Genomic DNA, 13,430 nt, shown 5'->3' with positions numbered 1-13,430 from the left:
CGGCCTTCCACTGCGCTAGTTATCCAGGCAGGCCGGACCCAACAGGACTTTCAGGTCGCCAAAGAGCGATGGGCTGGGGTTGACCCGCATGTGCACGGGAAGCCCCATGACCTCAACTTTCGTGTCCCCCATGAGCTTGAGCCGGACCTCGGAGTTGCCCCGATGCGTCCGCAGCACATCCCGAAGGTCAGTAACCACTGCTTCGGTGGCCTTGAACGTTGGAATAGTGATCACCACCGGTCCGTTCACACTCTCACTGAGATCCGGCACCGAGAGTTCCATGCAGTTCAGCGTCACGGCTCCGTCGTCCCTGCGCTGGAGGCGGCCCTTGACCACCACGATCAGGTCTTCAGCCAGGACGGAGGCGATGGGCCCGTACACCTGGCCGAAGAACATGACCTCCATGGAGCCGCCCAGGTCTTCAATCTCGGCACGGGCGTAGGCGTTGCCACTGGCCTTGGCGATCCTGCGGCTCAACGAGGTGATCATGCCCGCGATGGTGACTATCGCGCCGTCGTGCGGTCCGTCTTCGGCGATGATCGAGGTAATGGACTGCTCGGCATGCTGGCTGAGGACGCCTTCCAAGCCCTGCAAGGGATGATCCGAAACATACAGGCCCAGCATGTCGCGCTCGAAGGACAGCTTGTCCTTCTTCTCCCATTCAGGAAGGTCCGGAATTTCCGTAGTCAGCGAAGCTTCAGGTTCCTGGTCCTCGAAGCCGGCGAAGAGATCGAACTGGCCGATTGCCTCGTTGCGCTTGAGGGTGATAACGGAGTCGATGGCCTCTTCGTGGATCATGGCCAAAGCACGGCGATGGTGTCCCAGTGAGTCGAAGGCGCCGGCCTTGATCAAGGATTCGATCGTGCGCTTGTTGCAGACCACTGCAGGGACCTTCATCAGGAAGTCCTTGAAGGAGGTGTAGCTGCCTTCGGTGGTCCGCGCAGAGACCATGGCTTCCACCACGTTAACGCCGACGTTTCGGATGGCCCCCATACCGAAGCGGATGTCCGTTCCCACAGGGGTGAAGTTCAACGAGGATTCATTGACGTCCGGCGGAAGAACGGTAATGCCCATCCGGCGGCACTCGTTGAGATAGATAGCCGATTTGTCCTTGTCGTCACCGACGGAGGTGAGCAGGGCAGCCATGTACTCCGGCGCATAATGGGCCTTCAAGTAGGCAGTCCAGTATGAAATGACCCCGTAAGCGGCCGAGTGCGCTTTATTGAAGGCGTAGTCGGAGAACGGAAGCAGAATGTCCCAGAGCGTCTTAACGGCGGCCATGGAGTAGCCGTTGTCCTGCATACCTTGGGAGAAGCCGGCGAACTGCTTGTCCAGCTCCGACTTCTTCTTCTTGCCCATGGCACGGCGAAGGATATCGGCTTGGCCCAGCGAGTAGCCGGCAAGCTTTTGCGCCACCGCCATAACCTGTTCCTGGTACACGATCAGGCCGAATGTCCCGCCCAGGATTTCCTTGAGCGGTTCTTCCAACTCCGGGTGGATGGGAATTACTTCCTGGATCCCGTTTTTGCGCAGGGCGTAGTCGGTGTGGGCGTTGGCGCCCATGGGTCCAGGCCGGTACAACGCGAGAACTGCGGAGATGTCTTCAAAGTTGTCAGGCTTCATGAGCTTGAGGAGGGACCGCATGGGTCCACCATCAAGCTGGAACACGCCCAAGGTGTCACCGCGCGCCAGGAGCTCGTACGACGCAGCATCGTCGAGTTCCAGGTTTTCCAGGTCCAGTTCAATGCCGCGGTTCATCTTGATGTTTTCCAGGGCATCCGAAATGATCGTCAGGTTTCGAAGGCCCAGGAAGTCCATCTTGATCAGGCCGAGGCCTTCGGACGTCGGATAATCGAACTGGGTGATGACCTGGCCGTCCTGGAAACGGCGCATGATAGGGATGACATCAATGATGGGATCCGAGGACATGATGACGCCGGCCGCGTGCACGCCCCACTGGCGCTTCAGTCCCTCAATACCCAGCGCGGTCTCGAAGACTTTGGCGGCCTCGGGATCCGTGGCGATCAGCTGGCGGAAATCTCCTGCCTCGCTGTAGCGCTTGGACTCGGGGTTTTGGATATCTGCTAGCGGGATGTCCTTGGCCATGACGGCGGGCGGGAGCGCCTTGGTCAGCTGCTCTCCCATGCTGAACGGGTAGCCAAGCACGCGGGAGGAGTCCTTGAGCGCCTGCTTGGTTTTGATGGTTCCATACGTGACGATCATCGCCACGCGCTCGTCGCCGTACTTCTTGGTGACATAGTCGATCACCTCGGAGCGGCGGCGGTCATCGAAGTCGACGTCGAAGTCAGGCATCGAGACACGGTCCGGGTTGAGGAAGCGTTCGAAGATCAGGCCGTGCTGGAGCGGATCAAGGTCAGTAATACGCATGGCGTAGGCCACCATGGAGCCTGCACCGGAACCACGCCCCGGACCAACACGGATCCCGTTGTTCTTGGCCCAGTTGATGAAGTCGGCGACCACCAGGAAGTACCCGGGGAAGCCCATGGAGGTGATGACCCCGAGCTCGTAGTCAGCCTGCTTGCGCACCTTGTCCGGCACGCCCTGCGGATAGCGGTAGGCCAGCCCTTTGTCCACTTCCTTGACCAGCCAGGAGGTTTCGTCCTCGCCCGGCGGGCAAGGAAAGCGCGGCATGTAGTTGGCGTCAGTGTTGAAGGACACCTCACAGCGTTCTGCAATGAGCAGCGTGTTATCGCAAGCATCCGGGTGGTCGCGGAAAAGCTCACGCATTTCCTGCGGGGATTTCAGGTAATAGCCGCTGCCGGAGAAGGCAAAACGGGACCCGCCATTATCGTAGGTGGGCTCAAGGAGCGTGGAACCGGACTGAATGGCCAGCAGTGCCTCGTGGGCCTTGGCATCGTGCTCGTGTGTGTAATGGAGGTCGTTGGTGGCTACCAACGGAAGGTTCAGGTCCTTGGCCAGCCGCAGGAGGTCCCCTGTGACACGGCGTTCAATGTCCAGGCCATGGTCCATCAGTTCGCAGAAATAATTCTCCGCACCAAAGATGTCCCTGAACTCTGCCGCGGCCTCCAGCGCTTCGCGGTACTGGCCAAGCCGAAGGCGGGTCTGGACTTCACCGGACGGGCAGCCCGTAGTGGCAATGAGCCCCTCGGAGTACGTATTGAGCAGTTCCCGATCCAGGCGGGGCCACTTGCCGAAGACGGAATCCAACGAAGCAATGGACGAAGCCCGGAACAGGTTCCGCATGCCCACGTTGTTGTAGCTCAAGAGCGTCATGTGGGTGTAGGAACCACCACCTGAGACATCGTCTTTGCGCTGGCTCTCATCTCCCCAGCGGACGCGTTCCTTGTCACCCCGGGCCGTACCAGGGGTTACGTAGGCTTCTACGCCGATGATCGGCTTGATGCCCTTGTCCGTGGCCTTGCGCCAAAAATCGAAGGCACCAAAGAGGTAGCCGTGATCAGTGGTGGCCAGGGCGGGCATCCCCAGGCGTTCGGTTTCATCGAACAGCTCACCCAGCCTGGCCGCTCCATCCAGCATGGAGTATTCGGTGTGGGTGTGCAGGTGGACGAACGAATCATTGCTGGAAGTCACCACGACAGTCTACCGTCCCGCCCCTGACAAAATGCGGAACCCTTGGACCGGGCCGGCCCGGAAGGATGGCCTAGGCTGAGCCCGTGGCCAGCAGGTCCAACGCGTACTGAAGGTCCGCTGGGTAGTCGCTGGTGACTTCCACCCACTCGCCGGTCCGCGGGTGCGTGAAGCCCAGTTGCCGTGCATGAAGCCACTGCCGGGTCAGTCCCAGGTTTGCCGCGAGGCGGGGATCAGCACCGTAGGTGAGATCGCCTGCGCAAGGATGCCGCAACGCAGAGAAGTGGACCCTGATCTGGTGCGTCCGGCCCGTTTCCAGGTGCACCTCAACCAACGTAGCTTTACCAAAGGCTTCCAGGACTTCGTAGTGGGTCACTGAGGGCCGGCCATCTTCGATAACCGCAAAGCGCCAGTCGTGGCCAGGGTGGCGGCCGATCGGGGCATCAATAGTGCCCTCAAGCGGATCCGGAAGTCCTTGGACAACCGCGTGGTAGACCTTGTCCACCGTGCGCTCCTTGAACGCCCTTTTCAGGACCGTGTAGGCATGCTCCGTCTTCGCCACAACCATCACGCCGGAAGTGCCGACGTCGAGCCTGTGGACGATGCCCGCACGCTCGGGTGCTCCCGACGTCGAGATCCGGTAGCCGGCTCCAGCGAGGCCGCCGACCACCGTGGGTCCCACCCAACCAGGCGATGGATGCGCCGCCACTCCCACTGGTTTATCGATGACAACGAATTCCTCGTCGTCCAGCAGGATCTTCAGGCCTTCCACAACTTCCTCCACGACTTCCAGGGGATCCGGCCGCTCGGGAACCGTGACGTCCAACACCGCGCCCGCAACGAGCTTTGCTGACTTGCCGAGGGCCGTACCGCCGCTGGTGACGTTGCCTTCGGCAATAAGCAGCGCCGCAGCCGAACGGGAAATGTCGAGCAACCGTGCAAGCCCGGCGTCAGCGCGCGCACCTGCAAGCTCCTCAGGCACCACAACCGGCTCACTCACCGACGATCTCCTCGCTGGAGCCCGGAGCCGGCTTGGCTGGTTTCTTCGGTGCTGCCACTTGCCGGGTGCCATCCATGCCCACCCCACGCAGGGTCAGCAGGCAAATGATGACAACGCCGGACACCACAGCTGAGTCGGCGATGTTGAAGATCGCAAAGTTCGGTACCTGGATGAAATCCACTACATGGCCCATGGCGAAGGACGGTTCACGGAACAAGCGGTCGGTCAGGTTGCCCAATGCACCGCCGAGCAGCAACCCCAGCGACAATGCCCACCAAGCGGAGCCGAGTCGCCGCAACTGGAAAAGGATGGCAACGGACACCCCGGCCATGACGATCGTGAAGATCCAAGTGACGTTCTCACCAATGGAAAAAGCCGCCCCTGAATTCCGGATGTAGTACCAGTGCAGCAGTGGTGGCAGCACTGGAATGCGCTCACCTTCTGTCATGGTGCTGGTCACCCAGAGCTTGGTGAGCTGATCAAAGGCATAGGCAAAAACTGCAAAGCCGGCAAAGAGCCACAGCATTGCAGGACGCCATTTCCGGACGGGAAGTTCCGGCAGCGATGCGTCGTCGGTGAGGTCGTCGGTCATAATGCTTTCGTTCGTGGAGCGTTGCGGGCTGCTGGCAGGGTGTTAACAGCAAAAGCCGGTGGCGGAGGAGTCCCCAGCCACCGGCTTTCAGAATACTTGCTAAACGTCAGCGGTTGCTTCGCCGACCTCGGGGGCAGCGACGGAACCACGGGCGTCGAGGTCGCGCAGCTGGCCCTCGATGTATGCCTTCAGGCGTGAGCGGTAGTCACGTTCGAAGCCACGGAGCTGCTCAACCTTGCGCTCCAGGACCGAACGCTGCTGCTCAAGGGCGCCAAGGATCTTACGGGACTTCTCCTGGGCGTCGTTGACTAGGCTGGAAGCCTCGATCTGCGCCTCGGCGATAATCTTTTCCTTCTGCTGTGCACCGTCGGCAACGTGTTTGTCGTGCATCTGCTGCGCCATGGCCAGCAGGCCTGCAGCGGACTCAGCGGTAGGCGTAACACCATTGCTGGGGGCCGGTGCCTTGGCGGCGGCAGCCGCAGCGGCCTGCTCGGCTTCCTTCTTCTTGGCAGCCTCAGCAGCCTTCGCTTCGGCTTCCGCCTTGGCCTCGGCTTCCTTGTCCACCTTGGCCGGAGCCGGAACCTTCTCGACGACCGGAGCCGCAGCAGTTGCCGCGGGCACAGCCGAGCCAGCTTCGCCGAGCTTCTTACGAAGTTCGTCGTTCTCCTGGTTCAGGCGGCGCAGTTCAACCACGATCTCGTCGAGGAAGTCATCTACCTCGTCCTGGTCGTAGCCTTCGCGGAACTTGGTCGGCTGAAAGCGCTTGTTGACAACGTCTTCTGGCGTCAAAGCCATCTGGTCACCTCGTTGGTCTAGTTAGTCAGTAGGCCTTCCGGCCGTTCAAAACTACGGTACCTAAATATCATCTGGTTCCTCCAATTCAACACCATCGTGTTGAATTGGAGAATTTGCGGCCTTCGGACCCTCACGAGCCCCCCGGTTCCGCGGTACAGCCTCACCGCGCAGCTACGCCAGGCCGCTGCTCACCGCCATGGCAATACTCACGGCGATAATCAGGATCAGGAAGCCCAGGTCCAAGGAGATTCCACCCAGTTGCAGTGGCGGTATCAACCTGCGAAGCCTCCTCAGGGGCGGGTCCGTCACAGAGTAGACAACATGGGCTGTTACCAACGCCACACCGCGGGGCCGCCATTGTCGGGCGAACATCTGGACCCATTCGAAGATCAGCCTGATGATAAGGGCAATGAAAAACAGCAACAACACAATATAGATAAGGCCGAAAACAATGCCCACGAGTTAGCTCAGATCTCCCACTTGTTCCGGAATGCCGATCAGTCCCTGCTCTTAAAAAGCCGATCGGTCCTTACTATTGCAACACAGATGCCAGGCAGGTTGACCCGCCTGGCATCCTCGTAGCGATGGTTCTTAGCTCTGGTTGAAGAAGCTGGCCTGCGTTTCGCTGGCCTTCTTGTCGTCCCCGATGACTTCAACATACGACGGCGACAACAGGAAGACCTTATTGGTTACCCTCTCGATGCTGCCATGGAGGCCAAAGACCAACCCGGCCGAGAAGTCCACCAGACGCTTGGCATCTGCCTCGCCCATGTCGGTAACGTTCATGATCACGGGAATGCCATCCCGGAAGCTCTCGCCAATGATCTTGGCGTCGTTGTAAGAACGCGGATGAACTGTGGTGATCTGCCTCAAGCCCGAGGCATCTTCGCGGCTCGACGCCGCACGCTTAATGGGTGTCACGGGTGCGCGGTATTCCTCTTCGGCGTCAACAGTGGGCATTTCACGGACAACTTCCCGGACGGGTGCAGGCGCTCGGCGCTCTTCCCGGTCCTGTGCCTGGGGGCGTTCTTCGTCGTGGTGCGCGACGGCCTGCTCAGATTCGTAGTGTTCATCGCCGTCGGCGAGCCCAAGATAGATCATTGTCTTGCGCAGAGCGCCAGCCATGGTGCACTCCTATCGTTTCTGCAGTAGGCGGGCCGCCATGACTTGACATATTGGAACCCCGGCCCGTCATTCCAATACTTTGACGCTACCCCACGGCCGGACGCGAACCGAGAATATCGGAGCCAATTCTCAGGTGTGTCGCCCCAAACTTGATAGCCGCCTCAAGGTCCTGGCTCATCCCCGCCGATACCCCTGAAGCCTCCGGATGATTGGCGCGGACTTCCGCGGAAACAACCGCAAGTCGTTCAAAGGCCGCTTCAGGATCGGCGCCCAGCGGGGCCACGGCCATCACGCCAGCAAGCTTCAGTCCGGGCGAGGAAGCGATCTTTGCCGCCAGGGATTCCACTTCCGAGGGGCGGGCACCACCGCGGTGCGCCCCGGCGTCGTCGTCCAAACTCACTTGGATGTAGCACTCAAGGTCATGGCGCCCAGTGAGGTCCTTTTCACGGGCGACAGCCTTTTCAAGTGCCTCGATCACCTGGGGACGATCTACTGACTGCACCGAGTAGGCGTATTTAGCCACTGATTTCGCTTTTTTGCTCTGCAACTGGCCTATGAAGTGCCAGCGGACGTCCAGATCCGCGAGTTCGGCGCTTTTGCCTGCAGCCTCCTGGTCCCGGTTCTCGCCGAAATCCCGGACGCCCAGCGTAGACAGTCGCCGGACATCAGCTGCCGGGTGGAACTTGGTCACGACGATCAGTCCTGGCAGATCCACACGTCCCGCCGCAGCCGTCGCCGCGGAAATCCGTGCCTGAACAACCTCAAGCCGCCGGGCGAGTTCAGTGGTGCGGGCGTCCGAAGCTGCAACGCCGGACAGGGCGTCGTCGTGTCCAAGGCTAGTCATGCGTCCACACCAAACCTGCGAATCGCCCCGTACGGGAATCCCGCCGGTAGGAAAAAAGGGACTCATTTTCCAAGGTGCATTCCCCGGAGTACTCAACGATGACGCCAGCTTCGGCCAGCTGGGCACGAACACCGGCAGGAAGGTCCAATGCCGGCGTTCCCCACGACGTGCTCGACCAGGCAGCAGGTGCCACCGCGGCAACTTCGTCGCGAAGCTGCTCGGGAACCTCATAGCAGGAGCCACAAATAGAAGGCCCCAGCCAGGCACTGATATTCACGGCACCGAGTGTGCGCATCTCGTTGACGGTTGCGGGAACAACGGCCGAAGCGACGCCCGGACGTCCTGCGTGCGCGACAGCGATGATGGGACCGCGATCGCCTGCATCTCCAACGAGGACCACGGGAACACAGTCAGCCACCATGACGGACAATGGCTGGGCAGCTTGGTTGCCCGAAGGCGTTGAAACCATTGCATCCGCAGTGGGACCGGGACCGTAGCTCGAAATAAGCGCGACCTCATTGCCATGAACCTGGTTCATGTACTGAAAGCTACGATTGCCCAGGTTTGCGGCATCGTCCAACCGGGCACGACGCGCGGTCACATCGCCGGGGTTGTCCCCCACATGCAGGGCCAGGTTCCCGGCGCCTGTGTCCGTGAAGGCAACAGAAACGCCGGGCTGTACTTCATTGCGCCACCAAAACACCGGATATCGACTCTCAAAGCCCGCTTACTTCAGGAAATCGGGGACGTCGAGGTCATCCGAGCGGCTGCCCGACAGGTCCGGCTCCACAACGGCCGGAAGGTCGACGTCGAAGCCTGAGTCCGCGGGAAGCGCCGACGGACGCTGCTGGCCCCAGTTGCTCAGCCCTGCGGCGCCGATGCCTGCAGTTGCATGCTGCGGCGCGTTTGCGTTGGACGGAGCCGTGCTTGGCGCAGCAGGACGCTCGGCAGGCACGGGGTTCTGCGCGGGACGCGACTGGTCCATGGACGGTGAGGTTGCCTTGACGTCGTCGAATCCGGCGGCAATGACAGTGACACGGGCTTCGTCGCCGAGGGCGTCGTCGATGACCGCACCGAAGATGATGTTCGCCTCCGGGTGCGCCACTTCCTGCACCAAGCGGGCTGCCTCGTTGATTTCGAACAGGCCGAGGTCTGAACCACCCTGGATGGAGAGCAGCACGCCATGCGCGCCGTCGATGGAGGCCTCCAGGAGGGGCGAGGCGATGGCCAGCTCGGCAGCCTTCACTGCGCGGTCTTCGCCACGGGCGGATCCGATACCCATGAGGGCGGAGCCGGCACCCTGCATGACGGACTTGACGTCGGCGAAGTCGAGGTTGATGAGGCCCGGGGTGGTGATGAGGTCCGTAATGCCCTGGACACCGGAAAGCAGTACCTGGTCAGCTGAGCGGAAAGCGTCCAGGACGGAGACGTTGCGATCGCTGATGGACAGGAGTCGGTCGTTGGGGATGACGATCAGGGTATCGACTTCATCACGCAGGGCGTCGATACCGGCTTCGGCGGAGCCAGCACGACGGCGGCCCTCGAAAGTGAAGGGGCGGGTTACCACGCCAATGGTCAGCGCACCCAGGGAGCGGGCGATGCGCGCGACAACAGGGGCTCCACCGGTGCCGGTGCCACCACCTTCGCCGGCCGTAACGAAGACCATGTCAGCGCCGCGGAGAACTTCTTCGATCTCATCGGCGTGGTCTTCAGCGGCCTGCTTGCCGACCTCGGGGTTGGCTCCGGCGCCAAGGCCGCGCGTAAGCTCACGACCGACGTCGAGCTTGACGTCGGCGTCGCTCATGAGGAGCGCTTGCGCGTCAGTGTTGATGGCAATGAACTCGACGCCCCGGAGGCCGACCTCGATCATGCGGTTGACTGCGTTCACGCCACCGCCGCCGATGCCGACGACCTTGATGACGGCCAAGTAATTCTGCGGTGCTGCCACGTTTCGTGCCCCTTGCTTGTGTCCTATAGCGAAACTGATCGAGTCCAACTTGAATCCTTGGACCTTAACCCTCTAGTTGAAGGTTATAGTTATGTCAAGTAACTCTACTGCGACGGTATTTCCTCCGCTTCGGACATGCAATGACCGCTTGCGCGTGTCGCTTGATTGTCGCGAAATAAGGTCCCCGAGGCCCGCAGGTTACGTGCTCAATGCTCTTTATTTGGTGAATGGATGCCGGGGCACGCTGACGTCGTAGACGTTCACGGGAACTTTGGGATCCGGCGGCATCTTCAGTAGTGCCTCAAGCGCCTTCGCCTTCAGTTCCTTGTCCTCGGCATTGCCCCACACTACCGTCTTTCCGTCCACCAGTTTTAGCTCAACGGCATCAGGAGACGCAGCAGATGCGGTGGACATCCTGGCGAGCACATCGGCCGGCAAAGTGTTCAGGACAGCTGCAATTGCTTTGAACAACCCAGTGTTGGTGGCACCTGCGCCAGCGTCGATCAGGGGCAGCGCCACCGCTGACTGATCCTGCGTGGCTCCGAGCTGAACTCCATCTACATCCACCATCACGAATGAATCGCCTTGCTTCAACAGGGCCACGGGTACGCGCTCATTGACGTGCACCAGCAATTCCGACGGCGGCCTTGCCTCCACAGTTGCCGAACGCACCTGGACCAGGGGCTTCAGGAGCTCATTGACTTCCTGCTCGCTCACCTGCGGCAGCGGCTTGCCCTCCATTCCTGACAAGGCCTTCTGCACGTCCTCAGGAGTCAGCAGCTTGGTGCCGTCCACTGTGATGGTGCGGACCGCGAGCACGGGCGAATAGATGGCACCCGCTATGAGCACCGCGACGACAGCCGTAACGATGGAGAGCGTCCACAGCAAGAGCCTGCGCTTGCGTTTGCCCTTCGGCTCCGGAAAGGCAATGACATTGTCCGCGCTGTTTTTTGGGGAAGGCTCAACGGACCGCTGGGCGGTGATGACGCTTTCCGTGGAACCACCGGCCGGACGGCCCTTATTCTCCCGGCCGGAGTCTGCGGCGGGCTTGAAGGTTGGCTTGCGGGTGCTAGCCACCCAACGCCTCCACAATCACCGGGCCGTAAGCAGTGACATCGCCGGCTCCCACGGTCAGCACTATGTCACCCTCACCAGCGGCCGCCACAATAGCTTCCACAGCTTCGTCACCGGAGACCAGCCGCCCTTGGGAGAGCCGGTCAGCAATCAACGAACTGGTGACGCCGGGGATGGGGTCTTCACGGGCAGGGTAGATGTCCAGGACCAGCGCCGTGTCAGCAGCATCCAGAGCCGATGCAAACTCCGCAGCGAATTCCCGGGTCCGGGAAAACAAATGCGGTTGGAAGAGAACGTGGACCTTGTTGCCGCCAGCCACAGAACGGGCGGCGGACAAGGCGGCACGCACTTCGGTTGGGTGATGGGCGTAGTCGTCGTACACACGCACACCCCTCCCCTGCCCTTTGAGTTCAAAGCGCCGGGACGCGCCAGTGAAGTGTCCAAGCGCCGTAGCCGCCGTCACTGGCGCCACGCCAAGCTCCAGTGCGACGGCGAACGCGGCAGCGGCATTCAGCGCGTTGTGCCTTCCGGGGACCTGCAGGTTCAAGGTATAGCTGGCTCCATCAACCGCTACCGACACATCACCCGGCCCGCCGTCGCCTAGGCGGATATCGGCGTCGTCGCCTGTCCCGTACGTCAGCACACGCGTGGTTCCCTTGGCGGCCGTCCGCTCCGCCAACGCGCGGGCGCCCGCGTCGTCCGCACATGCCAGGAGGAGTCCGTGGGGCGGCAGGAGCGCTGCGAAGTTATCGAACGAGGCGAAAACAGCTTCAGCGGTTCCATAGTGGTCCAGATGGTCCGCTTCCACATTGGTGACGACGGCGATCAGTGGACGGTAGTTGAGGAACGAGCCATCCGACTCGTCCGCTTCAGCCACGAAGATGTCCGAGGATCCGTGGGCCGCGTTGACTCCCAGCGCCGGGACGTTGGCGCCAATGGCGAACGACGGATCCAGTCCTGCTTCCTTGAGCAGGACAGCAACCATGGAGGTGGTGGTGGACTTGCCGTGCGTACCGGCGATGGTGACCACTCTGTGGCCGTCCATGGTCGCAGCGAGTGCCTCGGAACGATGCAGCACGGGCAAACCGGCCTGACGTGCCGCAGACAACTCAGGATTGTCCGCACGGATTGCGGAGCCGGCAACAACAGTCTGGGCGTCCCCCAGATTGCCGGAGTCGTATCCCACGGCAATACGGGCACCTGCTGTAGCCAGGTCATGCATGACCGGAAGGTCCTTGGCGTCAGTACCACTCACGGGAACACCGCGGGCCACCATGATCCGGGCGATGGCAGACATTCCCACCCCGCCGATGCCGATGAAATGTACTCGTCCGAGGGACTCAAGTGGTGCAATCGGGTGCGTCATGCGGCTACCGCTTCCAAGACAAGATCAGCCATGCGCTGATCGGCGTTTCTGATGCCAAGGGCCTCGGACCTGCGGGCCATTTCGTCCAGCCTGCCGCGATCCGATACGAGTGGAATGAGTTCTTCCTTGAGCCATTCCAGGGTGAATTCTTTGTCTAGGACCATCAGCGCTCCGCCAGCCTCCACCAGGGCAGCTGCATTAAGGGCTTGCTCACCATTGCCGATGGGCAAGGGCACGAACACCGCAGGAACCCCTACAGCTGCCACTTCGCTGACCGTTGCGGCTCCGGCCCGGGCGAGCAGGATGTCTGCAGCGGCGTAGACATCCTCCATTCGATCCACGTACTCCACCTGCCGGTACCCGTCAGCGGCGAGGAGTCCGCCGTCGTTATCCAGAACAGCCTTGCCGGTACCGGTGATATGCAGTGTCTGGATCCCCGCAGCTGCCAGCGCGGGCAAGGCAGCAGCGACAGAACGGTTGATGCTTAGTGCTCCGGAGGACCCACCAGTCACGATCAAGGCAGGACGGTCCGGATTGAGGCCCAGCGAAGCCTTGGCAGCAGGCGCGGCCATAGAGCGGTCCAGCCCTGAGATAGCGCGACGCATCGGCATTCCCACGTGGCGGGCGCCGCGCAGGCGCGTACCGGCAAACGCCACGGCAACATGGCGGCTGAACCGTGCACCCACGCGGTTTGCGAGCCCCGCCTTCATGTTGGCCTCATGGATCACGATGGGCGTACCGCGCCTGCGGGCCGCTAGGTACATGGGAGTGCAGACGTAGCCGCCCACACCCACCAGGACATCGGCCCGGGCCTCATCAAGGATTCGTTCCGCTTGCTTGACGGCGCCCCGCAAGCGCCCCGGCAGCTTCAGGAGATCAAGGGACGGTTTTCGTGGCAACGGGACGCGGTCAATAGTGGCGAGCTCGTATCCGGCCGCCGGGACAAGCCTGGTTTCCAAGCCCGACGGCGTGCCGACAGCCAGGATGGCAGCTTCCGGACGCTTTTCCTTGATTGCATCCGCGATGGCCAGCAAGGGACTGACATGGCCGGCCGTGCCACCGCCTGCAAGCACGACGGACAACGGCTTGGACGCATGGGGGGAATCTGAAGTCATG

12 protein-coding genes are annotated in these 13,430 nt (G+C 61.6%); all 12 read right to left on the bottom strand.

The window, feature by feature from the left end:
- Nucleotides 1–15: 15 nt before the first annotated feature.
- The 12 genes from dnaE to murG all read right to left on the bottom strand — a co-directional run bounded on the left by dnaE (nucleotide 16) and on the right by murG (nucleotide 13,429).
- A complete protein-coding gene (gene dnaE, locus LDN90_RS08265; protein WP_216922987.1) occupies nucleotides 16–3,573 on the bottom strand; it encodes a DNA polymerase III subunit alpha in 3,558 nt (1,185 codons plus the stop codon).
- Nucleotides 3,574–3,643: 70 nt separating this feature from the next.
- Nucleotides 3,644–4,570, bottom strand: coding sequence for an RluA family pseudouridine synthase (locus LDN90_RS08260; RefSeq protein ID WP_223948633.1), 927 nt, complete (start codon nucleotides 4,568–4,570; stop codon nucleotides 3,644–3,646).
- A complete protein-coding gene (gene lspA, locus LDN90_RS08255) occupies nucleotides 4,563–5,162 on the bottom strand; it encodes a signal peptidase II (protein ID WP_223948632.1) in 600 nt (199 codons plus the stop codon). Before lspA ends, LDN90_RS08260 begins: the two co-directional genes overlap by 8 nt.
- Nucleotides 5,163–5,261: 99 nt before the next feature.
- Nucleotides 5,262–5,957 (bottom strand): DivIVA domain-containing protein, encoded by a 696-nt coding sequence (locus LDN90_RS08250; RefSeq protein ID WP_216922981.1) that lies wholly within the window; start codon nucleotides 5,955–5,957, stop codon nucleotides 5,262–5,264.
- A gap of 171 nt (nucleotides 5,958–6,128) precedes the next feature.
- Nucleotides 6,129–6,416 (bottom strand): YggT family protein, encoded by a 288-nt coding sequence (locus LDN90_RS08245; RefSeq protein ID WP_216922979.1) that lies wholly within the window; start codon nucleotides 6,414–6,416, stop codon nucleotides 6,129–6,131.
- Nucleotides 6,417–6,548: 132 nt separating this feature from the next.
- Nucleotides 6,549–7,082, bottom strand: coding sequence for a cell division protein SepF (sepF, locus tag LDN90_RS08240; protein WP_216922977.1), 534 nt, complete (start codon nucleotides 7,080–7,082; stop codon nucleotides 6,549–6,551).
- An 85-nt stretch (nucleotides 7,083–7,167) separates the two neighbouring features.
- Nucleotides 7,168–7,926 carry a YggS family pyridoxal phosphate-dependent enzyme gene (locus LDN90_RS08235; protein WP_216922975.1) on the bottom strand — a complete coding sequence of 253 codons (759 nt, stop codon included), beginning with the start codon at nucleotides 7,924–7,926 and terminating at the stop codon, nucleotides 7,168–7,170.
- Nucleotides 7,919–8,629, bottom strand: coding sequence for a polyphenol oxidase family protein (locus tag LDN90_RS08230; protein WP_223948631.1), 711 nt, complete (start codon nucleotides 8,627–8,629; stop codon nucleotides 7,919–7,921). The genes LDN90_RS08235 and LDN90_RS08230 overlap by 8 nt, the downstream gene beginning before the upstream one ends.
- Before the next feature lie 24 nt (nucleotides 8,630–8,653).
- Complete coding sequence (ftsZ, locus tag LDN90_RS08225) at nucleotides 8,654–9,874, bottom strand: cell division protein FtsZ (RefSeq protein WP_216922971.1); 1,221 nt, start codon at nucleotides 9,872–9,874, stop codon at nucleotides 8,654–8,656.
- A 216-nt stretch (nucleotides 9,875–10,090) separates the two neighbouring features.
- Nucleotides 10,091–10,951 carry an FtsQ-type POTRA domain-containing protein gene (locus LDN90_RS08220; protein WP_223948630.1) on the bottom strand — a complete coding sequence of 287 codons (861 nt, stop codon included), beginning with the start codon at nucleotides 10,949–10,951 and terminating at the stop codon, nucleotides 10,091–10,093.
- Nucleotides 10,944–12,314, bottom strand: a complete 1,371-nt coding sequence (gene murC / locus LDN90_RS08215) for a UDP-N-acetylmuramate--L-alanine ligase (protein WP_223948629.1) — start codon at nucleotides 12,312–12,314, stop codon at nucleotides 10,944–10,946. Before murC ends, LDN90_RS08220 begins: the two co-directional genes overlap by 8 nt.
- Nucleotides 12,311–13,429 (bottom strand): undecaprenyldiphospho-muramoylpentapeptide beta-N-acetylglucosaminyltransferase, encoded by a 1,119-nt coding sequence (gene murG / locus LDN90_RS08210; RefSeq protein WP_223948628.1) that lies wholly within the window; start codon nucleotides 13,427–13,429, stop codon nucleotides 12,311–12,313. The genes murC and murG overlap by 4 nt, the downstream gene beginning before the upstream one ends.
- Nucleotide 13,430: the final 1 nt, after the last annotated feature.

Origin of the sequence: Arthrobacter sp. NtRootA1, assembly GCF_019976975.1 — a bacterium.
Classification (GTDB): domain Bacteria; phylum Actinomycetota; class Actinomycetes; order Actinomycetales; family Micrococcaceae; genus Arthrobacter; species Arthrobacter aromaticivorans.
This window is presented reverse-complemented; position numbering and strand designations above follow the sequence as displayed.

What these genes read in the sequence shown, in the direction of transcription:
- lspA (WP_223948632.1), bottom strand. Translation starts at nt 5,162, where the DNA reads ATGACCGACGACCTCACCGACGACGCATCGCTGCCGGAACTTCCCGTC.
- LDN90_RS08250 (WP_216922981.1), bottom strand. Translation starts at nt 5,957, where the DNA reads ATGGCTTTGACGCCAGAAGACGTTGTCAACAAGCGCTTTCAGCCGACC.
- sepF (WP_216922977.1), bottom strand. Translation starts at nt 7,082, where the DNA reads ATGGCTGGCGCTCTGCGCAAGACAATGATCTATCTTGGGCTCGCCGAC.
- LDN90_RS08235 (WP_216922975.1), bottom strand. Translation starts at nt 7,926, where the DNA reads ATGACTAGCCTTGGACACGACGACGCCCTGTCCGGCGTTGCAGCTTCG.
- murC (WP_223948629.1), bottom strand. Translation starts at nt 12,314, where the DNA reads ATGACGCACCCGATTGCACCACTTGAGTCCCTCGGACGAGTACATTTC.
- murG (WP_223948628.1), bottom strand. Translation starts at nt 13,429, where the DNA reads ATGACTTCAGATTCCCCCCATGCGTCCAAGCCGTTGTCCGTCGTGCTT.